The 21,499-nt window shown below is 31.7% G+C and carries 19 protein-coding genes; 8 read left to right on the top strand and 11 right to left on the bottom strand.

The features are described from left to right. The first annotated feature begins 2 nt into the window (after window positions 1-2). The gene (locus OZP15_RS06555) at window positions 3-1,241 is read left to right on the top strand and encodes an LVIVD repeat-containing protein (protein WP_281337332.1); all 1,239 of its coding nucleotides are present in this window, start codon (window positions 3-5) and stop codon (window positions 1,239-1,241) included. Window positions 1,242-1,602: 361 nt separating this feature from the next. Here OZP15_RS06555 and OZP15_RS06550 read toward each other — a convergent pair whose 3' ends face one another. The 3 genes from OZP15_RS06550 to OZP15_RS06540 form a co-directional block, all read right to left on the bottom strand. Beyond that, the gene (locus tag OZP15_RS06550; protein WP_269227654.1) at window positions 1,603-2,052 is read right to left on the bottom strand and encodes a hypothetical protein; all 450 of its coding nucleotides are present in this window, start codon (window positions 2,050-2,052) and stop codon (window positions 1,603-1,605) included. Between the two features lie 117 nt (window positions 2,053-2,169). Next, window positions 2,170-3,969 carry a TonB-dependent receptor gene (locus tag OZP15_RS06545; RefSeq protein ID WP_281337331.1) on the bottom strand — a complete coding sequence of 600 codons (1,800 nt, stop codon included), beginning with the start codon at window positions 3,967-3,969 and terminating at the stop codon, window positions 2,170-2,172. A 60-nt stretch (window positions 3,970-4,029) separates the two neighbouring features. Then, the gene (locus OZP15_RS06540; protein WP_281337330.1) at window positions 4,030-7,041 is read right to left on the bottom strand and encodes a tetratricopeptide repeat protein; all 3,012 of its coding nucleotides are present in this window, start codon (window positions 7,039-7,041) and stop codon (window positions 4,030-4,032) included. 195 nt (window positions 7,042-7,236) lie between these two features. On the opposite strand from OZP15_RS06540, the gene OZP15_RS06535 reads away from it, so the two are divergent. From OZP15_RS06535 to OZP15_RS06525, 3 genes are read left to right on the top strand one after another with little or no spacing between them, the layout of a single operon-like run. Next, window positions 7,237-7,920, top strand: a complete 684-nt coding sequence (locus tag OZP15_RS06535; RefSeq protein ID WP_269227653.1) for a cell division ATP-binding protein FtsE — start codon at window positions 7,237-7,239, stop codon at window positions 7,918-7,920. 12 nt (window positions 7,921-7,932) lie between these two features. After that, window positions 7,933-9,279 (top strand): hypothetical protein, encoded by a 1,347-nt coding sequence (locus OZP15_RS06530; protein WP_281337329.1) that lies wholly within the window; start codon window positions 7,933-7,935, stop codon window positions 9,277-9,279. Window positions 9,280-9,284: 5 nt separating this feature from the next. Continuing rightward, entirely contained in the window at window positions 9,285-10,169 is an 885-nt protein-coding gene (locus OZP15_RS06525) for a glycosyltransferase family 2 protein (protein ID WP_281337328.1), read from the top strand. 16 nt (window positions 10,170-10,185) lie between these two features. On the opposite strand, the gene OZP15_RS06520 is transcribed toward OZP15_RS06525, so the two are convergent. From OZP15_RS06520 to OZP15_RS06510, 3 genes are read right to left on the bottom strand one after another with little or no spacing between them, the layout of a single operon-like run. After that, window positions 10,186-11,268 (bottom strand): glycosyltransferase family 4 protein, encoded by a 1,083-nt coding sequence (locus OZP15_RS06520; protein WP_269227649.1) that lies wholly within the window; start codon window positions 11,266-11,268, stop codon window positions 10,186-10,188. Continuing rightward, window positions 11,265-11,663, bottom strand: coding sequence for a sugar 3,4-ketoisomerase (locus OZP15_RS06515; RefSeq protein ID WP_281337327.1), 399 nt, complete (start codon window positions 11,661-11,663; stop codon window positions 11,265-11,267). Before OZP15_RS06515 ends, OZP15_RS06520 begins: the two co-directional genes overlap by 4 nt. Continuing rightward, window positions 11,656-12,492, bottom strand: a complete 837-nt coding sequence (locus tag OZP15_RS06510) for a glycosyltransferase family 2 protein (RefSeq protein ID WP_269227648.1) — start codon at window positions 12,490-12,492, stop codon at window positions 11,656-11,658. The genes OZP15_RS06515 and OZP15_RS06510 overlap by 8 nt, the downstream gene beginning before the upstream one ends. 44 nt (window positions 12,493-12,536) lie before the next feature. On the opposite strand from OZP15_RS06510, the gene OZP15_RS06505 reads away from it, so the two are divergent. Next, complete coding sequence (locus tag OZP15_RS06505) at window positions 12,537-13,676, top strand: glycosyltransferase family protein (protein ID WP_281337326.1); 1,140 nt, start codon at window positions 12,537-12,539, stop codon at window positions 13,674-13,676. A 68-nt stretch (window positions 13,677-13,744) separates the two neighbouring features. Here the strand turns inward: OZP15_RS06505 and OZP15_RS06500 are convergent, their stop codons facing one another. The 5 genes from OZP15_RS06500 to OZP15_RS06480 all read right to left on the bottom strand — a co-directional run bounded on the left by OZP15_RS06500 (window position 13,745) and on the right by OZP15_RS06480 (window position 18,476). Continuing rightward, window positions 13,745-15,031: an O-antigen translocase gene (locus OZP15_RS06500; RefSeq protein WP_281337325.1), complete on the bottom strand. Its 1,287-nt coding sequence runs from the start codon at window positions 15,029-15,031 to the stop codon at window positions 13,745-13,747. 2 nt (window positions 15,032-15,033) lie between these two features. Beyond that, window positions 15,034-15,555: an acyltransferase gene (locus OZP15_RS06495; protein WP_281337324.1), complete on the bottom strand. Its 522-nt coding sequence runs from the start codon at window positions 15,553-15,555 to the stop codon at window positions 15,034-15,036. A gap of 47 nt (window positions 15,556-15,602) precedes the next feature. Further along, window positions 15,603-16,700 (bottom strand): DegT/DnrJ/EryC1/StrS family aminotransferase, encoded by a 1,098-nt coding sequence (locus tag OZP15_RS06490; RefSeq protein ID WP_269227642.1) that lies wholly within the window; start codon window positions 16,698-16,700, stop codon window positions 15,603-15,605. Then, window positions 16,697-17,638 carry a FemAB family protein gene (locus tag OZP15_RS06485; RefSeq protein ID WP_269227641.1) on the bottom strand — a complete coding sequence of 314 codons (942 nt, stop codon included), beginning with the start codon at window positions 17,636-17,638 and terminating at the stop codon, window positions 16,697-16,699. Before OZP15_RS06485 ends, OZP15_RS06490 begins: the two co-directional genes overlap by 4 nt. 94 nt (window positions 17,639-17,732) lie before the next feature. Further along, complete coding sequence (locus OZP15_RS06480) at window positions 17,733-18,476, bottom strand: RDD family protein (protein ID WP_269227640.1); 744 nt, start codon at window positions 18,474-18,476, stop codon at window positions 17,733-17,735. A gap of 21 nt (window positions 18,477-18,497) precedes the next feature. Here OZP15_RS06480 and OZP15_RS06475 point away from each other — a divergent pair, with 21 nt between their 5' ends. The 3 genes from OZP15_RS06475 to OZP15_RS06465 are packed head-to-tail and all read left to right on the top strand — an operon-like array spanning window position 18,498 to window position 21,455. Beyond that, window positions 18,498-19,466 carry a stage II sporulation protein M gene (locus OZP15_RS06475; RefSeq protein ID WP_281337323.1) on the top strand — a complete coding sequence of 323 codons (969 nt, stop codon included), beginning with the start codon at window positions 18,498-18,500 and terminating at the stop codon, window positions 19,464-19,466. Continuing rightward, window positions 19,463-20,263, top strand: coding sequence for a DUF4129 domain-containing protein (locus OZP15_RS06470; protein WP_281337322.1), 801 nt, complete (start codon window positions 19,463-19,465; stop codon window positions 20,261-20,263). Before OZP15_RS06475 ends, OZP15_RS06470 begins: the two co-directional genes overlap by 4 nt. Then, on the top strand, window positions 20,256-21,455 hold the full coding sequence (locus tag OZP15_RS06465; protein ID WP_281337321.1) for a DUF4350 domain-containing protein: 1,200 nt from the start codon (window positions 20,256-20,258) through the stop codon (window positions 21,453-21,455). The genes OZP15_RS06470 and OZP15_RS06465 overlap by 8 nt, the downstream gene beginning before the upstream one ends. The last annotated feature ends 44 nt before the right edge of the window (window positions 21,456-21,499 follow it).

Here is a 21,499-nt window from a genome sequence, read left to right as displayed (position 1 = left end):
AAATGAAAACCACCTTCTACTTTTTGTTACTAATAACTTCGTTTACGTTTGTATCCTGTGAAAATGAAGATTATGAAATTTATAATGTAGCAACTCCAGTCACGATGTCTTTGAGTGAGTTAAGAACTTCAGTAAAAATATTACCACCTCAAAAAATTAATAAATCGGGTAAAATATATGTTTACGAAAATTTTGTGTTTATTAATGACGAAGAAAAAGGCATTCATATTATTGACAACACCATTCCAACCGCTCCTAAAAAAATAGCCTTCCTTAAAATTATTGGAAATACGGATATAGCCGTAAAAGACCAAATGCTTTTTGCCGATAGTTTTACCGATTTAGTCGTTTTTGATATTTCCAATATTAGAAAAATTGTAGAGAAAAATAGATTGAATGATGTTTTTCCAAATTACACTGTCTTTCCATCGATTGACAACAACCTTCCATTACAATATGATTTTAAAAATGTTACTTCTGATAAAATTATTGTTGATTGGACTATCAAACAAGAAAAAAGAAAACCACAAGATTATGATATTCAAAACGGAGGTATCTTTTACAACTCTGTAAGTTCTGAAAGTGTTACAGGAAAAGGCGGTTCATTGGCTCGTTTTATGGTTGTTGAAGATTATTTATATGCTGTTGATAATCTGAAAATCAATATTTTTAACATTCAAAATTTAGCTGCTCCAACAAAAATAAAAGAACAAATAGTAGGTTGGGGAATCGAAACCATTTTTAACAGAAATGACTATTTGTATTTGGGAAGTACCAATGGAATGTATATTTATGACATCAAATCGCTGGACAACCCTGTTTTTACATCAAGAATTGCTCACATCAATGCTTGTGATCCCGTAGTAGTTGATGAAAAATACGCTTATGTAACTTTACGATCAGGGAATTTATGCGGTGCATCTGAAAGTGTTTTAGAAATTATTGACATTACCAACAAAAAAGTTCCTGTGAAAATAAAATCATACACTATGGAAAATCCTTATGGTCTGGGAATTAAAGATCAAATGCTGTTTGTTTGTGATGGCACAGCGGGGCTAAAAGTGTTTAACAAATCGGATGTGTTGAATTTGCAAACAACAAATCAATTTAAAAACATCAATCCTTTTGATGTGATTCCTTTAGATGACAAATTGCTTTTGGTGGGTCAAAACACGCTTTTTCAATATAAGTATGTGCAAAACAATATCGAACTCATGAGTACATTTTCATTAGACAACTAATTACTCAATACGCTCAATCAAATACTTCGTTCCATTAATTTCAAATTGAAAACCCACTTCATTACCCATTAATTTATTTCCCAATGACGATTAGTAAAATTAGAACACAGATGACGCAAATTCAAGCACTGCGAATTTTAAATAAAACTACCCAATAGCTTTGAAAAAATAAACAATTCCAGCAATTATAAGCATTATAATCACTATCCAATTTTTGAAATTTCCAACTTTTATCTGAAAAGTATAAAGCTTATCATTTTCAGTAACATCTTTACGCCAAAGCTTATGAATTTTATAAAAAGCAAAAGCTGCTACAAAAAAAGAAAAACTACAGATTAAATGCATATAATTCATTTGCAAATTATTTAATTTCCTCAATCAGATACTTCGTTCCGTTAATTTCAAATTGAAAACCTACTTCATTTCCCATCAGTTTATTGCCTAATGGTGATTGTGGAGAAAGTGCTATAACATTAATCCCTTCAATATTGATTTTTGGAAGTGCGGCACTTAAATAAAGGTAAATTCCATTGGCTTTGACCAAACTGCCTATTATAATAGTTTTGGCAATTGTGGTAGAATCAATTTTATCAAAAACAGCTTTTTGAGCTAAAACTTCTTTCAATTTATGATTGAGTTTTTCCTGCTCAATATGCATCATCGCCAATGCTGTTTCGTGTTTGTCGCCCGCAGAACCTTTCGCATCGTTTTTCGAATCTTCAGTCAAAGCCACAATCATATCCTTGAAAACATCAATTCTGTCTTGGACTAGTTGCAGGTAATGCTGATGTATTTTTTGTTTGAAAGTCATAATTTAGAAAAAATTTAAACATAAAGTTCACAAAGAAGGCACGAAGAACACAGAAAATAAATTTTAAAACTTTGTGAACCTTGTGCCTTCTTTGTGAACTTTGTGGTTAAATAAATATTAGAAATCAAATTTATAATTAGCTCCTAAAACAGCTTGAAATCCTTGAACTGGAAAATTCATCCATTTTTGATAATCTTGATTGGCGATATTATTTAATCTTAAAAAAGCAGTCAAGCGTTCGTTGTATTTGAATCCAACGTGTGCATTTACATCAAAATAACTATCCAAAGTTATTGGACTTGGAGCTACAGCATAAACAATATCAGTGTTCAATTTTTGATCTTTTCGTTCGCCAACATAGAACACATTGGCTCCAGCGTACCATTTTTCGGTAATATTAAAATCTAATTTGGCATTTAATTTTATGGCTGGTAAATTCCAAACTTCCTCCTGAAAATCATTGGTATAACTGCTAAAAGTGGCGTCAATTCCAAAACTTACATCCTCGGAAAGGTCTGCTTTTAATTCGCCATAAAAACTAATGGTTTTCATGTCATCATAAACAACTTGCAAGGAATTCCCAAAAGCATAATTTTGATTAGTTGCATCCTCGTTATAATCGTTGCTTTTGAACAAAGCTCTGTTTCTTTCGTTTACATACGAAGCGCGAAGATTGTACCCAATAGTGTTGGTCAATTTTCCTTTTAAACCAGCGTAAATATCAAATTGTTTGTCAGTTGGTTTTATATCAAATGTTGGCGATAAATAAGGATTTTTGCTCACAAAATCAGCGTATGTATTTTGTTCCAAATTTCCCTCGGCTCCAGCATAGAAAATCATCAAATCGCCCACCACTTTATAGGAAGCATTAATCTGTGGATACACTAAAAATTTACTGTCACTGTTTTCTAAATCCATGCTATAAAAAACGGCAGCACCCAAATTGAAAGTCCAATCGTCTCTTTGCATGGCAAAACTTGGAGCGATTCCAAAATTAGTAAAGCCATATTTTATGGAATTAGTATTCGAATAATCATTTTTGAAACTTCCGCCAACGTAATCTACTATCAGATTCGTTTTTATGTTTAAATCATCAATCTCGAATTGCAACGCAGGTTTTGCATAAAATCTATTTTCGGATGAATCGTAGGCATCTGAAAAATGATTGTATTTTAGGCTTATATCTTGAACTGGTCCTTCGTTAAAATCTATTTTCCCTCCAATATATAAATTATTATAAACTTGCTGTGGATTGATTCCATCTATCAAAATAGCTTTATTAACAGGAGTTAAGGAACTACCAAAATCTGTAGGCAATCCATACCAATTATACACTTGATTTTGAAAGCCCAAATCCAGATTCCATGACAAAGCATTACCACGAACGCCATAAGTCAAATCAATAGCAGTATCGTAAAAAGAATTCTCTAAATCTACGTTTTTGATTCCGCCTTGCGACGAAAGATGACGGAACATTCCAGCTACATAATCATTGGCACCCAAATCTTGGTTTACAAATAATTCTCCATTCAAAATGCCATAATTCCCTACTCCAAGCGTTGCATAATTATTATACAATTTGGCTTGTTTTTCTTTTTCGACACCTTCAGCTTTTCCTTTGGATGGCGTAAAAGTTGAAGCTACAGGAAAGGAGAAAATGTTATATTTTATAATTTCCTTTTTGCTATTTTCTTCATCCTCTATAGCAGGAATTTCACGCACTTTGAAAGCATCCGAAATAGTGGGTGTGTATGGTTTTACCACATTTACTACTTCTGTACCAATGTTTTCGTCTTTTTTAGGATCTTTTTTTTGGGCAAAAGAAAATGGAGCAACTAAAAGTAAAACTCCGATTCCAAACTTTCCTAAAAGAGGAAAAGTTGTTTGTATATAAAAACTGCTTGTATTTAATTTCATGTTTTTTATCTTTAAAAAAGTATAGACTAATCTATTTTCTGAATTCTATTCTCTTTTTTCTTAATTAGTTACAGATGAATTCGTTTTAGCTTCTTCACTTTTGATGGTATTCAATTCTTTTTGAGCTTCGGAAACTACATCAGGGAAATCCGTAAAGTTTTTGATGACGCTATCCAAAATATACGTGGCTTGAAAACTGTCTTTCAATCCGTAGAAATTCTTTGCCATTAGCACTAAACCTTTGGCTCCAAAATATTTATAACTGGAATAATTCTTGGCTAATTTTTGAACAGCTGCATTAGAATCTTCAAATTTCGCATCTTTGTTTTTGAAATAGGCATCATAATACAAGGCTTCGGCAGCTAATTCTCCTTTGGCAATAGTTTGTAATTTGGCGTAAGCTGAACGAGCTTTTGCTTCGTCACCCGTTTGAATAGCAGCACGAGCAATGATAATTTGAGCATCGCTTTTTACATTGTTATCCATTTTTGGGTTTGCCAAAACTTTCTCGGCATAAATAACCGAATTGGGATAATCCTTGTTTTCATAATACGATTTCATCAAATTAGATTGGGCAAAAGTTTTATTTTGCGCCACATCAGATTCGCTTTCTAATCTTAACAATACTGGAATTGCTTTCTCTGAATTATTATTTTTCAAGAAAATTTGTGCCAATCGGTTCAAAGATGGTTCGGTAAATTCATTTCGAGAACCAGCAACTACATATTCATAATTGGGAACCGATTTGGTTTCCTGACCATCTGAATAATACGATTGTGCCAAATAATAATTCGCTTTCAACGAATGAATTCCTCTTGGAAATTTAGCAATATAGCCGTTAAATCCCGATATGGCTTGTTTGGTATTGCTTTGCATGTATTGTTTTTCGGCAGCTTCGTAGGTGTCATTATCCAATTCAGCATCGGTAACAGCAACGAAATCCAAAGTGCGTACCCAAGTAGCATATTCGTCCACTCTTCCGTTGTCCACATAAATCAATCGTGCTGTAGAAACCGCTTCGAGAGCTTCGGGAGTTTTAGGAAAATCAGCCGCTACTTTTTTAAATTTTGTTAAAGCTTGCTCGTCTTTATCTGCATTATAATAAACCAATCCCTGACGTAAAATAGCTTTTGAGGCAAAAGAACCATTTTTGAATTCAGCATTTAATTTATCATACGTTTTTATCGCAAGGTCTTGTTTGTTTTGAGCTACATAAGTATTTCCGAGTTCAAAATACGCATCGTCACGGTATTCTGATTTAGGATACAATTGCAAAAAGTTGTTGAGTTCTTCGATTTTTTTATCGTTTTTGGCAATAAATCCGTAGCAAATAGCTTTTTGAAAATAAGCATAATCCGCATCGACACTTTTGAATTCGATTACTTTATTGTAAGCCTCAAGCGCCGAAGTATATTTAGTTGTTACAAATCGACAATCGGCTAAACGCAAATACGAATCATGCAAACGCACTTTGTCATCCTTTACTTTTATTTGGTTTTCGAAATAATTTCCCGCTTGATCGTATTCTTTTTGCTTGAAATAAGCGTAGGCAATGTTGTAATTAACGTTTTTATATTCGGGTGTTGTTACAGCTTGCGGAAAACCTTGAAATTGTTTGTAACTCAATACTGCATTTCGAAAATCGTTCAAAACATATTCTGTTTCTCCTTTCCAAAAAGTGGCACGAGCCGCAAATTGAGCGTCTTTTTGCCCTGCTAAAGATTTATCAAATAATAGTGCCGCATCTTCGTATTTTCGATCAGTGTACAATTCTAAACCTCTGTAAAAAGTAACTTTTTGATAGGCTAATCTATTTTCTGGTGACTTATTTTTGTCTAATAACACCAATGCTTCCTTGTAGTTTTTAGATGAAATATACGAATCAATCAACAAACGCTCTATTTCAGGTTTGTTGGGATTATTTGGATATTTTTTCATAAAAGAATTCAAAACATCGGGAGTGCTTTGGTATGAATTTCCTATTTCGTAACTCAATTTAGCATAATTCAAATTCGCATCTTCTTGTATTTTAGCATCAAATGTCATTTCAGAAGCATTCTTGAAAGCATTCAAAGACTGCTGTTTTTTATCTAAATTCAAGTAGCTTTCGCCCAAATGGTAATAAGCATTTTGAGCCACAAAATCATTTCCGCCAATAATTTTATTGAACTGTGAAATGGCATTCTCATAATCCTTTTGCATGTAATAAGCATATCCTAATTGATAGAAATCAGTGTTGTTCCATTTCCCTTTTTTTCCTTTATACAAAGACAAATACGGAATGGCTTTGTCGTATTTTTTCAGGTTAAAATAACTTTCGCCAATAATTTTATTCAGTTCAGATTTTTCTAAAGGAGAGGATTTTGCCATCGCTTTTTCGCCTAAATCAATCGCTTTTTGAAAATTTCCTAACTTGAAATTCATATCGGCCTGATAGTAAGACAATTTTTCTTTGTACTTTTCTTCGCCCGAAACTTCGTCAAAATATTTGGTTGCCTGTTTGTAATCATCGCCTTCATAAGCCATAAAACCGAGATAATATTTGGCTTGAGAACCGTACTCTTTGGAATTGGCTACTTTATTAAAATAGGTAGTTGCTTCTTTTTTGTTTTTGGCACTGAAAAAACTATACCCTTTTTGGAAATTAAATTTGTCGCTGTCGCTAAAACTCAAACTGCTTTCGTCCACTTTATCAAACCATTCTAAAGCTTTTGGATAATTTCCTTGTTTGAAATAATAGTGTGCTACTTCTATATAAGCTTGATTTTGTTTGATACTCGTTGGATAATCCGCAACAAATCGCTCCATCAATACATCAGCATTGGGTTGATTGCTACGAATAGCACAATTGGCAACATAATAAGCACAATCTGATTTGAGTTCCTCATTGGCTGTAGCCGATTTTACTCTATCAAAAATAATTTGAGCCGAAGCATATTGTCCGTCTTTATACAACAAAAGCGCTTTGTCAAAATCTTTGGAATCGTAAGAGTAAATTGCTGATTTTTGTGCCGAAACGGATAGAGTATGAATGAAAATTATTAAAAAGAGAAACCTGTATATTTTACGCATTGCTATTTTGATTTAAAAAATTCAAATATATCATATTATACAGGGTATAACGGAGTACGTTTGGTTTTTATTATGAACAAAAGTTTTAACAAACTTCAAAAGGGACTAATTGCAAGATGGATTCAGAAAAATATTTTTTTTGTTTGCTCTTGTGCTAATTGATAATTACATTTACCAAATAAAATAAAACCCATTATGTCACAATCCGTATTATCTTTAAAAAACGTAGTTATTTCTCAAGGAGGAAGAATCATATTGTCGAACATCAATCTTGAAGTAAATCACGGAGAATTTATTTATATCATCGGAAAAACAGGAACTGGAAAAAGTAGTTTTATGAAAGCCCTTTATGCTGATTTGCCATTAACCGAAGGAGAAGGAAGAATTGTAGATTTTGATTTAGCCACTTTAAAAGAAGACGAAATTCCGTTTTTGAGAAGAAAAATTGGGTTTGTATTTCAGGATTTCAAATTGCTTCCGGATCGTAATGTAAAAGACAATATGCTTTTTGTATTGAAAGCAACTGGCTGGACAGACAATAGTGAAATTCAAAATAAAATTGACGAAGTTTTAGACAAAGTAGGAATGCTAGGTTCTGTGGGCAAAATGCCACACCAACTTTCGGGAGGTGAACAACAACGAGTTGCTATTGCCAGAGCTTTACTTAACAATCCTGAATTTATTCTAGCTGATGAACCTACAGGAAATCTTGATCCTCAAACCAGTGTTGAAGTAATGGAAGTGTTACGCAAAATCAATGCTGCAGGAAAAACAGTGATTATGGCGACTCACGATTATGCGTTATTGATGAAATTCCCTTCGAAAACTTTGAAATGTGAAGATGCTCATATTTTTGAGGTGGTTCAGAAAACCGTATAATTTACTTTATAAATGATTAATTCAATCGTAGATTGCCAATTATTTTCATTCATAAAAAACAGAGAAATAAGAACATTAGTAGTTCTAGGATTACTCTTTCGGATTATTTTATCACTACTTTATTTTAACATCACTCTATATTTAGATTCTGATGGTTATATCATTCTTTCACAATATTTATTAAATTTTGACTTAAATGGATACGATGGAACCAGAAGCCCTGGCTATCCTTTATTGTTGGTTTTAACTTTTGGTTCTCAACAATTATTGGTTTTGTTTCAACTTATTTCTGGAATAATTACTTCCGTTTTATGGTACAAAATTTTAGTAAAACAAAAGTTCAGTCCTAAATTAGCATTATACATTACTCTTTTCATAGCAAGTTTTTTGCATATTTATTTCTATGAAACGGCCATAATGCCTGAAACATCAATCTTATTTTTTATAACTCTCATTTTTTATCAATTATCTAATAATTATTTAGATCTAAACGATTTTAAGAAAAACGTTTTAATGAGTTTCCTTTTGACTTATCTGGTGCTAATTAAACCTTTTTTTGTGTTTTTACCTTTCTTGATTTATGGTTTTAGTGTTCTAAAAGACTTTGAATTTAAAAGAATTATCAACCAAAAAATAAGCGTGCTCCTTTTTCCGCTGTTTGCTTATTTCTGCTGGTCTTATGTCAATAAAATCAACACAGGCTACTTTGTTCCCACTACGTTTTCAGGACTTAATTTATCCCAAAATTGTGTGTTTTTTGCCGAAAAAACTACTCCCGAATACCAATGGATTGGAAGCATTTATGCCAATTCTAGAATAAAAAATGTAGCAAAAAATGACACTATCCAAAAAGAAAGTAACAAACGAGATTTAGCTATGACTATTTGGGATGCACATCAAGAATTAATGACTAAAAAGAATAATAATCTACCTGATCTATCGAATGATTTGGGAAAATATGCCATTGCAACTATCAAAAAAAACCCAGTTGAATATGCAGAACAAGTGGTATTTCGTTCTTGGTTTGATTTTTGGAAAACTTCTATCCATTTCAATTATTTAGATTTTTTAGTTCCGTTTGGTAACAAAATTTGTATCGGATTTTGGCACATTCAAAGCGTTCTATTGTTGATTTTTAAGTTTAGTTTCTTGATTATTTCTCCAGTTTATGTGATACGTTTTTTCAAAACACGAAAAGTATCCTTTGAATTTACTACAGTAATTATTATACTCGCTACCTCTATTTTGCAAGCAATGGCAACTTATGGAAGTAATAGCCGATATAGTTTTCCATTTGAATTTTTAATGATTATTATTGTTCTATTATTTGTTAAAGAAAAAGTACAAGAAAAAACATAAATTATATGCTTTCCATACTGATTCCAACATACAATTATGACATTTTTCCTCTAGTTTCGGAACTACATAAGCAATGCTTGGGATTAGAGATACCGTTTGAAATTATTGTAATTGATGACGCATCAACTGATTTTATTGTAAAAAATAAAAAAATTAATAATCTACAATATGTTCAATATGAATTATTAGAAGACAATATTGGACGAAGCAAAATTCGAAATCTTTTAGCTCGAAAAGCCAATTACAATTGGTTTCTTTTTCTTGATGCAGATACGATTCCTGTTTATGACAATTTTATTCAAAACTACATTTCGGAAATAAAAAAAGAAGAAAAAGTGATTTTTGGAGGAATTGAATATGAAAAAAAAGAACCGAATCCCGATCAATTATTAAGATGGATTTATGGACGATCAAGAGAAGCGATTCCTGCAGAAAAAAGAAAAATTAATCCTAACGAAAGTGCTTTAACTTCTAATTTATTGATTCAAAAAAATGTATTTGTTGCGAATCAATTTGATGAGTCTATTACCAATTATGGCTATGAAGATTTGGTATTTTTATCAGATTTAAAAAAGAAAGGGATTTTAGTAAAGCACATCCATAATCCGACTTTTCATTTGGGGTTAGAATGCTCGCAACAGTTTTTAAACAAAACCAAAATTGCTTTAGAAAATCTAAAATCAATAACTCAAAACACAAATTTAGAACATTCTGAAAGTAAAATTTTGAAAGTTCATGCTTTGTTAAACAAACTACATTTAACTTTGTTTGTTTCCTTTTTATTCAAAAAATCAGAGAGAACACTCACGAACAACTTGTTTTCTTCAAAACCTTCTTTATTGCTATTTGATTTATATAAATTAGGCTATTATTGCAGTATTAAATCCTGATAATTATTGGTTAAAGTTAAACCATTTCTTCGAAAAGAGTTTTCCATTGTAGCATTATGTTGTCTAAATTGTATTTTTTTACACTCTCTCTGGCGTTCAAACCCATTTGAAACCTCTTATTTTCATCATTCATTAGCAATTCGAGCTTTACTAAAAATGAGTCCATACTTCCATCTTCTATTAAAAATCCATTTTTATCATTTTGAATAATGGCTCTTGGTCCACATGGACAATCATAAGCAACAACAGGTAAACCCAACGCCATAGCTTCAATAAGCACCATTCCAAAACCTTCTGTTCTTGAAGTCATTACTAACATTGAAGCTTCAAGATATTTATCATTTATATTTTTGACTGGCTCGAAAAAAGCAACACTATTAGCAATATTAAGGTCTGCAACCAATTTTTTTAACGTTTGATTTTCATTCGATTTTCCATAAATATCTAATATCCAATCGGGGTGTTTTTCACTAATTTTTTCCCAAATATAAAGTAATCGATCCAATCCTTTTTCGTAAGAATGTCTTGCTACTGCTATAACTTTTTTAGAGTTCAAAGCAGAAAAAGACTGGGTTTCAAACCATAAGGGATTTGAAATTACACTACCATTATTTACTTTCCATTCGTTTAAATTTTCTCCCGATAAAGCGACAAATTTGGTAAATCTATTAGCTGAAAAATCTTTGAAAGCTGATTTAATTTTGGTAAAAAAGAGATTGTTATTCTCTCTTTCTTCAATGTATTTAGAACCGTGACATTCAAAAACAATAGGTGTCTTTGTTTTTAAAATAAAAGGAATTGCAAAAGCTTTCAAACCATTGTCACAAACAACAATTACATCTGGTTGTACAAGGCTCAAAACATTATTTAATGCTTTTTGATAACGCGAGAAAAAAGCTATTTTGTTTCCTCTCAACGTCATATCATGAAATTTTATTTGCTCATTAAAGGAAAAGAACAAAGGATTATTGCCCTCATTTTGAGTAAGAATATGAACATCGTAACCCCATTTTTCTATAAGATAATTGGCTTTTATCGATAATATTCTAGCGACACCACCTTCATTATTAATTTTTGGAGTTATATATAAAATTCTCATTTTTTAGAATCTAAAAAAACGCTATAATCCCGAATATAATCTGCTTCGTCAAAAATATCCGAAGCAATTACCAAACAAACCGCTCCTGAAGAAAAATTTTGTAATTCACGCCAAATTCCAGTTCCTATATGAAGACCAATATTGGGTTTATTTAAAACTACAGCTTTTTTTTCTAGTCCATCATCCAAAACGACTTCAAAACTACCGCTCAAAGCAATTAAAATTTCGTGCTGATCAATATGTGAATGTCCGCCTCTAAAAGCTGTACTTGGTACATCAAAAAGATAATAAATTCGCTTGAATTCAAAGGGTAAAATATCGTTTTGAATAAAGGCTAAATTACCGCGAATATCTTCAACCACTGGGAAATTTAGAAACTGAATATCGTTAAGCATTACTTTTATTTTTTAATTTGTAAAAATCTTGTTTTCCTTGATTAGCACTTTTAATGGCTTTACTAATTTGTCTTAATTTCAGCTTTTTTTGTTTCCAATCAAAAAACAGTTTGGTGGCTAAATCTACAAAATAATTCGCTTGAAATACTCTAGACAAAAAAGCACCTTGAATGTAATACCGTTGAAAAAAATCTATTTTTTCATTGGAAGAAATTTCGGGATGCTTTGCAATTACATTGGGAACAAAGGCAATTTGATAATTTTTATTTTTAATATCCGACAAAAAAATAGCCTCCTCTCCCATTTTAAAAGTAGAACCAAGTCCGAAATTGTCATCAAAAGTCACTCCTGTTTTATCTAAAATCGTTTTGTTTAGACTTATTTCTACAGACAAAACATTGAACAATTCCATCAGATTCAAATCCGATTTTGCCTCTGGCAAGTACTTTTTAAATAACGATCCATTTGGTTTTTCGATACAAAAACTTATCACAGCTTTATTACTAAATTGATTGTAAGCTTGAACAATTTTGGTATCAAAATCTACTTTAAACACCAAATCATCATCTGCGATTAAAAGGATTTTACCCATCGCATTTTTCAACGCCAAATTTCTACTTCTGGACAAACCTTTTTCTAAAGAATTGATTACTCGAACAGACGAAAAATCTGAAACTAGCAAATTATCACCTTCCGTTTGATTGATAATTAAGATTGAAAATTCAGAAAAATGACTAAAAGAAAACATCGGAATCAAAAAATCTAAAGAATTTCGATTCATCGTCGAAACCAGAATTTCTATATCTTGTTTTTTAAATTCTTTTGTCAATTTGTTAGTATATTTACACAAATATAGAAATTTATGTCCGCCAAATGAAAATACTTTTGTTAGGAGAATACAGTCGATTGCATAATTCACTCAAAGAAGGATTAATTACTTTAGAACACGAAGTTACCGTTGTAGCTTCAGGCGATCATTTCAAGAAATACAATGTAGATTATTCTATTCATTCTGCTTTTTTTTCAAACTTTTGGTTCATCCGAAAAATCAAAAATCTGATTTGCAAAACCACAACAATCGATTTAGAAAAGATAGAAAGAGCGGTTCGTTTTTACTTCTTGCTTCCAAAACTAAAAGACTTTAATCACGTACAATTAATCAATTCTGACGCTATAGAAACTTATCCGTTTTTGGCGCGTTTCCTTTACAAAAAACTTTTTCAAAATATTCAAAATCGCAGCTTGTTAGTTTGTGGAGATGAAACTCCCATTATTGATTATTTATTCAAAAAGGAAATGAAATATTCAATTCTGACTCCTTATTTTGAAGACAACACATTGGCAAGACAATTTCATTTTCCTTTAAAATACAGCACTAAAAGTTATCGAAAAACTTTTGATTGGTTGGTTGAAAACTGTCAAAGTTTAATTGCTTCCGATTTGGATTATAAAATTCCTATGGAGGCTATGGGATATAAAGTTTACTTTATTCCTAACCCCATAAACATTAACAAAATTGAATTTAAAGCATTAGAAACAAATACTAGAATTGTGATTTTCTTGGGAATCAATCGTGGGAGTTACATCAAAAAAGGGATTTCATTTTTTGAAAAAGCTTTAAACATAATTAAAGAAAAATACGAATCGAAAGTTGAAATAATAATTTCTGAAAACATTCCGTACAATCAATACATTGAACTTTATAATAGAGCACATATTTTGCTTGACCAAGTTTATGCTTACGATCAAGGATATAATGCTCTTGAGGCGATGGCGAAAGGAAAAGTCGTTTTTACAGGTGCTGAAAATGAGTTTACAAAACACTACAATTTAACCGAAAGAGTGGTAATTAATGCTTTGCCTGATGTCGATTCTTTAGTCGCTGAATTGTCTTTTTTGATTGAAAATCCATCAGAACTAACTGCTATTGGGGAGAGAGCCAGAAATTTTATCGAAAAAGAGCATAATTACGTCCAAATTACTGACAACTACTTGGGGGTTTGGAAACTATAGAAATCTCTTATTTTTAAGCATCTAAATTTAAACCAATTCATATATGAATCTTTACAATTTGTTGAATTCTATAATTCTTGTTTAGGCAAAGGAATAAAAAACAATTTCCTAAACATCCACAAAATCAAAACAAACAAGAATAAATTAGCAAATAAATAAGCTTGTAAAGCCCCCTCAAAAGAAGAAATTGGTATCAAATAATAAGACAAAATAAGGTACAATGAATTGAATGTGATTTCGAGAATAAAATATTTTTTGATCATTGCTTTAGCAACAATTTGATACCCAAAAGCCAAAGTCATTATGCGGAAAAAATCACCTAATAGTTGCCAAATCAAGACTTCTTTTATTCTTGAAAATGCTGGTGTAAAAGCTAAATGTATAATAATTTCTTTAAGAAAAAACACCGCAATCAACACAATTAAGAATAATGGAACAAATAACTTAAAATAGGATTTCAATTCAATTTTGAACTCATCATCCGTTTTTAAGGTCGCTAATTTAGGCATATAATACAAGGACAAACCCGAACTAAATATCAACATATAGAAACTAGATAATTTATTCACCGCGTCCCATATTCCAGCTTCATTAATAGAATATTGACTAGCAATTCGGTTCCTAATCAACATCAATACCAATGGAACAAGCACTGCGCTTAACAACGCCATAGATGAAAATTTTAGTATGGCATCAAAATATTTTTTACTTACAATTCTTTGTAAATCAAATTGAAAATAACTTTTATCGCTTCTTACAAACAAGAAGGTGATCAATACTAAAAAAAACTCGCTTAAAGCAACCGACAAAAGACCTCCAAAAATATTTTGTTTCCATACTAAAAATGCGGTTATGAAAAACACCATTACATTAGAAAGGATTTGGATGAAAACTATTTTTTTAAATTTTTCTAAACCATTATAAATAGCCATCCAAAATACATTTACAACAACCAACGGCAGCAATACTCCAAAAAATTGTATTGGAATAAGATACAAATCATTGAAAAATAAAAATTGGGCAATAAATTTAGAAAACACTAAAATAAGGCTTCCTAAAACAACTGAAAACAATAAAAAAATCCAAAAAAAAGTAGAATAAATGATCGAAAGTTCTTTCTTATCTTCTTTGTTTTCAACAACTAACTTAACAACAAGATTATTGATTCCTAAAGTTGACATCGATTTAAACATTGAAGTGAAATTTTTAAAACTCCCCAGTAAAGCCATCCCTGAAGCACCCATAAAAATGGAAACAATTTTGGTAGAAGCAATTCCCAAAAAAAAACTAATCACAACCGAAATAGAGTTCAGTGATAAAATTTTTATTAGCTTATTTTGTTTAAGATTTTTCAATGTTATAGATTTCTAATGACTTTTGCAGGATTTCCAGCTGCAATTACATTGTCAGGAATACTTTTTGTCACAACAGAACCATTGCCTATAATCGAATTTTTTCCGATGGTAACTCCCTTTAAAATGGTAACATTCGAGCCTAAAAATACATTTTGTTGAATATGAATCGATGCCATTTTAGGATTCCCATCCTTTCTCTTTTCTATTGCTAAATCGTGTCCGTCATTATCCATAATAGTACAAAAAGATCCTATTAAAACATCATTTTCAATTATAACTTTAGCATTGCATTCTATCGAAAAGGCATTATTAATGGCTACATTGTCTCCAATACTAATTTCACTGAAGGATTCTCTAGCTTCAAAATAAGTATAATGTGAATAAAAAAAAGGCGAAGAAAGCACACCTATTTGTACATTTTTACCAAAGGAAATTTTTCCTTTTCCCTTTAGCAATAAAGGATGAAACTTTATTGGATTACCTGTAACATTCTTGCAATCAGAAAGTATCTCATACTTCTTCATTCGCAAATAAACAAAGTAAAAATGTTTTATTTTACTAATAATACCCATCAATATTGATTTAAAATTGAAACAACAAAATCGACCTCATCCATTGTCATTACTGGACTTATAGGCAAACTCAACACTTCTGCGTGTATTTTTTCGGTAATAGGAAAAGATAAATGATTCCAAGTCGAAAATGCTTTTTGTTGGTGTGGCGGAATGGGATAATGAATCATCGTTTGGATTCCGTTGTCTAGCAAATACTGTTGTAATTCATTCCTGTTTTGGGTTCGAATGACAAACAAATGAAAAACATGATTCTCTGAAAAATCCCAAAATGGTAAGATTATTTTATCATTTTTTATTTCGGATAAATAACGCTTCGCAATCGTTCTACGAATAGTATTTTCATCATCTAAACTGGGTAATTTCACATTCAAAAAAGCCGCTTGTAATTCGTCTAATCTAGAATTGATGCCAATAAATTCATTTTGGTATTTCACTTCCGAGCCATAATTTCGTAACGATTGAATGACTTTAGCCAGTTCAGTATCATTAGTAACCACAGCTCCACCATCACCCAAACAACCTAAATTTTTCCCTGGATAAAAACTAAATGCAGCAGCGTTTGACAAATTTCCTGATTTTCTTAAATCTGAAATTGACCCGTGAGCTTGAGCTGCATCTTCAATGACCAACAGATTATTTTGTATGGCAATAGTAGTTATTTGCTCCATTTCGGCTAATTGTCCATACAAATGAACCACCAAAATTGCCTTGGTTTTCGAACTAACTTTTTCTTGAATTAAATCAGGATTGATGTTATACGTTTCTAATTTTGGCTCGACCAAAACGGGAATTAAATCGGCTTGCATAATGGCCAAAATACTGGCAATATACGTATTAGCAGGAACGATAACTTCATCTCCTTTTTGCAATTTTCCCAATTGAATATAAGCCTTGAAGATCAAAACCAAAGCATCAAAACCATTGCCTACTCCAATGCAATGTTTTGTTCCGCAATAGTTGGCAAAATTGCTTTCAAATACCTTGACTTCATTGCCCAAAATATACCAACCGTTTTCTAAAACCAATTTCAGTTTTTCCTGTAATGCAGTTTCATAAGGAGCGTTTATTTTTTTTAGGTCAAGAAATTGTATCATACTATGGTAATTTTATAAACATCCTGAAGATATACAGCACAACCCAATTCTTCTTTCTGTTTCAGTAAGCCTTTATTATACGAATCATTAGCGTCAACAATTCCCATATCAAAAAAAGAATAGTCAGTAGCATATTTTTCAATCAAAGTAATAAACAAAAAATCCAAAGCCCTGATACTTTCTCCCTTGAGTGAAGTGGCTCCATATTGCGACTTCACCACTTGTTGAGAATAAAAAAGTGTAATTCCTGCTACAATTTCACCTTCAAAATAAGCGTTAAATTGTTTTATATTTTCAGGAAAATTTAATTTCAACTGATTTATTTCTTCCAAGGAATGAACCGGATTTGATTCGTATTTTTCATTCAATCTAGGAATCAAAATTTCGTTCCAAAAAGAGGTACAATCTTCTGTTTCTTCAATCGAAATATCCAATTCAGCAATTCTTCTAAAATGTTTTAGTTTACTTTTTGAAATTTGAAGTGGTTTGCTATAATCGATCGCTAAATTCATACTTCGTTTTAGCAACTCGGCTTTCTTCTGAAACAAAAAATAATCTATTTCATTAGAAGATCGCAATTGGTAAATATCAGGAATGGGTTTTAATATGAAATTTTGAAAGTCATTTTGTTTCAAAAATTCGAGAATTGTATCCAAAATAATTTCAACAGATGCCGCACCGATTTTATCATTGTAAACCAATCCACCATAAGTCAACCCTTGATGCGAGTAAACTTGATTCCCAACAACATTGGCAGGAAGAACCGCCACCCATTTTTTGTCCTCCAAAACAATTAGGGAATAATCCTGAAATCGATCGTTATGATATTCCATAAAATCACGATGAAAGAGGAATGTAGCATTTTTGGCTTTGCCGATAAAGGCATTCCAATCATGATAATCACTTTCTTGGTATCGTTTTATGGTATGATTCTTCACTATTTTGATTTTGACTTTGTAAAACTAAACAAATCCTTTTACATACTTCCGTCTTCCTACTTCAAACTTCTAACCTCCCACTTCTCACTTAAAATCACATATTTTGAGTGTAAAAATTATAATCTTTCAAAACGGTTTTTATAAAATCTGTTGGATTGCCAGATTGATTCGTAATTCCTGTGACGTTTTCTATTTTCTTAGACAATTTAAGAATCGTATAATCATCATCTGTTTTTTCGGCAACAAGAAAAGTATCTTTGATAATTCGCATATCGTTATCGGAAAGTTTGATAACCAATGGATAAGTCGGTTTATAAGCATCACCTATTTCTTCGAGAATAGTATTGTTGATAGATATATTGCTTTTGAGTGTAATAACTGCCGTTCCTGCTGCCATATCGCCCATTCGCTGGACTTTTTTGTTAGTCGCCATGGCAATCAATCCTATTAATCCGCCCATAATATTGTTTTCGATAATCCTGAAAATCCATCGAATAAGATAATCGCCAAAACCACCTTGGTAACCATCAATTTTTACGACTTTAATTTTCATTAACTTTTTTCCAATGGTTTGTCCTTCTAAAATGCTTTCAAGAGTGACGGAATAAATCATAACCGGGAAGAAAAACATAATTATTACCGCTACTCTAGACCACATATCAACAGAATTCAACATTCTGTCCACTCCCAACTTATTAAAAAAAACGTAAAAAACACTGATAACATAAGCCGCTTTTATTAAAAAATCCAAAGCACCAGCAGCCATTCGTTGACCTACAGAAGCTGCTTGAAAATTTATTGTAACATTTTGTGTTGTCGTTATGGATAATTCTGACATAAATTCCTATTTTAGCACTCGATGAGAGAAATTGCATTTATAAAAACAAATAAGGACAAGTGGCTTGAATTCGAACAAGCTATTTTTGGTAAAGCTAAAAAAAATCCTGATGAAATGGCAAATTTATACATTCAATTGATGAGTGATTTGTCGTATGCCCAAACTTATTATGCCAAAAGCAAAACAGTTGTTTACCTAAACTATTTAGCGTCAAATATTTACCAAAAAATTTATAAAACCAAACGAACCGAAAAGAACCGTTTGGTCTATTTCTTCAAAACCGAAGTTCCGCTGCTATTGTTTGAATATCGCAGGTATTTGCTCTATGCTTTTGTGCTGTTTTTTGCTACAGTTTTCTTGGGAGTGGTTTCAGCAAAATATGATGCCGATTTTGTTCGGTTGATTCTTGGCGATGGTTATGTGAATCAAACATTAGAAAACATCAAGGACGGAAATCCCGTGGCAATTTACAAATCGGGGAGCAATTGGGGAAGTTTTATTGGCATAACCATCAATAATCTAAAAGTGGGAATGACCTGTTATATTGCTGGAATTTTTGGTGGTATTGGCACTTTCTATATTTCGACCTACAATGCTATTATGTTGGGTTCGTTTCAATACTTTTTTTATCAGCAAAATGTTTTTTGGCAAAGTGTTCGTGGCATTTGGATTCACGGTGCAATGGAAATTTTTGGCATCGTTATCGAAACTGCAGCAGGATATATTTTAGGTGCTTCTATCTTATTTCCTCAAACCTATTCGAGAATGAATTCTTTTAAAATAGGATTCAAAAATAGTTTCAAAATTCTCTTAAGTACTTTTCCTTTTACCATTGCAGCAGGATTTCTCGAGGGTTTTATCACTCGTTATTCTATTGATATGCACAATTGGTTGAGTACCTTTATCATCCTATTTACTTTGGCAATTATATCGTTTTACTATTTAATATATCCAATTATAGTGCACAAAAAACAACTACTTTCTAAATGATTTCAGCATTAATTGATTTGAAACTTAACCCCTTGAATAAATTCCTTCTCCTTTTACTATTGCTCTTTTGTTTCCAATTGGAAGCCCAAGACTCATTGGCTGTAGCCAAAAAAGAAAAAATAGTGTTTACACAAAAAGACATCGCTATTGATTCGACTTCAATTGCGTTAAAACCTTTTGCCAAAAATTTCAAGAAAAAATACACCGACGAAGCATTTATCTACGAATTCAAAACTCCTGAAAAAAATGCTTGGGATCGGTTTTTAGAATGGTTAGCCAGCATTTTCAAAAACTTATTCCGTTTTACAAGTGACGAAAATGCCATGGATTTTGTGGTTATTCTGCTGAAAACAATCGCAGTTCTAATCGTTATTTTTGTGATTTATCTCATCGTCAAAGCTTTTATAAACAAAGAAGGACAATGGATTTTTGGAAAAAGTTCCGATAAAAAAATCATCCATTATGACGAAATCGAAAAAAACCTGCATTTGGTTGATTTTGAAAAACTCATTCAAAATAGTTTGCAATCTGGAGAAAACCGATTGACAATTCGTTACTATTATTTATGGTTGCTCAAGAAAATGTCCGAGAATCAAATTATTGTTTGGGATGTAGAAAAAACCAACTCGGATTATCTGTATGAAATAAAAAATCCAACTCAAAAAGAAGAATTCGAATACTTATCGTATTTGTACAATTACATTTGGTACGGCGAATTCGAATTGGATGAAAAAACGTTTACAAAAGCCAAAAACGCTTTCGAAAAAGCCATAAAAACACTGAACAACAATGGATAGAAAAATAAAGATATACATCGGTTTTTTGGTGGTGCTTTTTATAGCTCTTGTTGTCAATGATTATAACAAACCAAAACCTATTGATTGGTCACCAACTTATTCTTTGAAGGACAAAATCCCTTACGGAATGTACGTTTTTGATAACGAAATCAATTCGCTTTTGAAACATCAAAAAATAGACAAAATAAACGTAACACCTTACGAATATTTCGATGCCCGATACGATTATGACACTCTAGTAAACGATTATAAAGTAAACGGAACGTTTCTTTCTATCTCTAAAAATTTAATCACTGACGAAGAATCTACTACCGAAATTTGTTCGTTTGTTCGTTATGGAAATTCGGCTTTTATAAGCTCGGAAACAATTCCCTACGCATTATTGGATAGTTTAGATCTAAAAATAGAACGCGAATACATCCATTCAGACAGCATCTACAATTGGGTTGCCAACAAAAAATTAGGCGATAAAAAATACAAAATTACCGAAGGTGTAAACAACAATTATTTCTCGAAAATCGATACGCTGAACACAACAGTTTTAGGCTATCAAAATGGCGATAGCACCAAAGTTAACTTCATAAAAATAGGATATGGAGAAGGTACTTTCTATTTGCACACACAACCTGTGGCGTTTACCAATTTTCATTTACTGAAAAGCAATCATCATGAATATGCCCAAAAAGTCTTGTCCTATATTCCAAAAGGGGATGTTTTTTGGTACACCAAAGATCAAGATGGATCTATAATTTCCGATTCGCCATTCCGCTATATATTGAGTCAACCCGCCTTAAAATGGGCTTGGTATATTTTCCTGATGGGAATGCTTGTTTTCATTCTATTCAATGCCAAACGAAAACAAAGAATCGTTCCTATTATCAAACCTTTATCAAATACAACAGTCGATTTTACCAAAACCATTGGCAATTTGTATTTTCAAGAAGGCGATCACAACACTATTATGGATAAAAAAATCATCTATTTTCTGGAAAAAATCAGAAACGAATACCTGATTGACACCCACAAATTGGATGATGATTTTATCAAAAAAGTACAACTAAAATCCAGAAAGGATTTAGACGATATTAAAAACGCAATATCCTTAATCAATTCTTACCGAAAAAATAATTACCCAAGTATTGAAGAGGATTTGATTCTACTCAATAAAGCAATAGAAAAAGTTATTAATTAAAAATTTAAAAAACCACAAATTACACAAATTTTCACAAATTTCTT

Origin of the sequence: Flavobacterium eburneipallidum (assembly GCF_027111355.2) — a bacterium.
Classification (GTDB): domain Bacteria; phylum Bacteroidota; class Bacteroidia; order Flavobacteriales; family Flavobacteriaceae; genus Flavobacterium; species Flavobacterium eburneipallidum.
This window is presented reverse-complemented; position numbering and strand designations above follow the sequence as displayed.

Coding starts and splice junctions, on each gene's coding strand:
- OZP15_RS06555 (WP_281337332.1), top strand. CDS start 3: ATGAAAACCACCTTCTACTTTTTGTTACTAATAACTTCGTTTACGTTT.
- OZP15_RS06550 (WP_269227654.1), bottom strand. CDS start 2,052: ATGACTTTCAAACAAAAAATACATCAGCATTACCTGCAACTAGTCCAA.
- OZP15_RS06545 (WP_281337331.1), bottom strand. CDS start 3,969: ATGAAATTAAATACAAGCAGTTTTTATATACAAACAACTTTTCCTCTT.
- OZP15_RS06540 (WP_281337330.1), bottom strand. CDS start 7,041: ATGCGTAAAATATACAGGTTTCTCTTTTTAATAATTTTCATTCATACT.
- OZP15_RS06535 (WP_269227653.1), top strand. CDS start 7,237: ATGTCACAATCCGTATTATCTTTAAAAAACGTAGTTATTTCTCAAGGA.
- OZP15_RS06530 (WP_281337329.1), top strand. CDS start 7,933: ATGATTAATTCAATCGTAGATTGCCAATTATTTTCATTCATAAAAAAC.
- OZP15_RS06525 (WP_281337328.1), top strand. CDS start 9,285: ATGCTTTCCATACTGATTCCAACATACAATTATGACATTTTTCCTCTA.
- OZP15_RS06520 (WP_269227649.1), bottom strand. CDS start 11,268: ATGAGAATTTTATATATAACTCCAAAAATTAATAATGAAGGTGGTGTC.
- OZP15_RS06515 (WP_281337327.1), bottom strand. CDS start 11,663: ATGCTTAACGATATTCAGTTTCTAAATTTCCCAGTGGTTGAAGATATT.
- OZP15_RS06505 (WP_281337326.1), top strand. CDS start 12,537: ATGAAAATACTTTTGTTAGGAGAATACAGTCGATTGCATAATTCACTC.
- OZP15_RS06495 (WP_281337324.1), bottom strand. CDS start 15,555: ATGAAGAAGTATGAGATACTTTCTGATTGCAAGAATGTTACAGGTAAT.
- OZP15_RS06490 (WP_269227642.1), bottom strand. CDS start 16,700: ATGATACAATTTCTTGACCTAAAAAAAATAAACGCTCCTTATGAAACT.
- OZP15_RS06480 (WP_269227640.1), bottom strand. CDS start 18,476: ATGTCAGAATTATCCATAACGACAACACAAAATGTTACAATAAATTTT.
- OZP15_RS06475 (WP_281337323.1), top strand. CDS start 18,498: ATGAGAGAAATTGCATTTATAAAAACAAATAAGGACAAGTGGCTTGAA.
- OZP15_RS06470 (WP_281337322.1), top strand. CDS start 19,463: ATGATTTCAGCATTAATTGATTTGAAACTTAACCCCTTGAATAAATTC.
- OZP15_RS06465 (WP_281337321.1), top strand. CDS start 20,256: ATGGATAGAAAAATAAAGATATACATCGGTTTTTTGGTGGTGCTTTTT.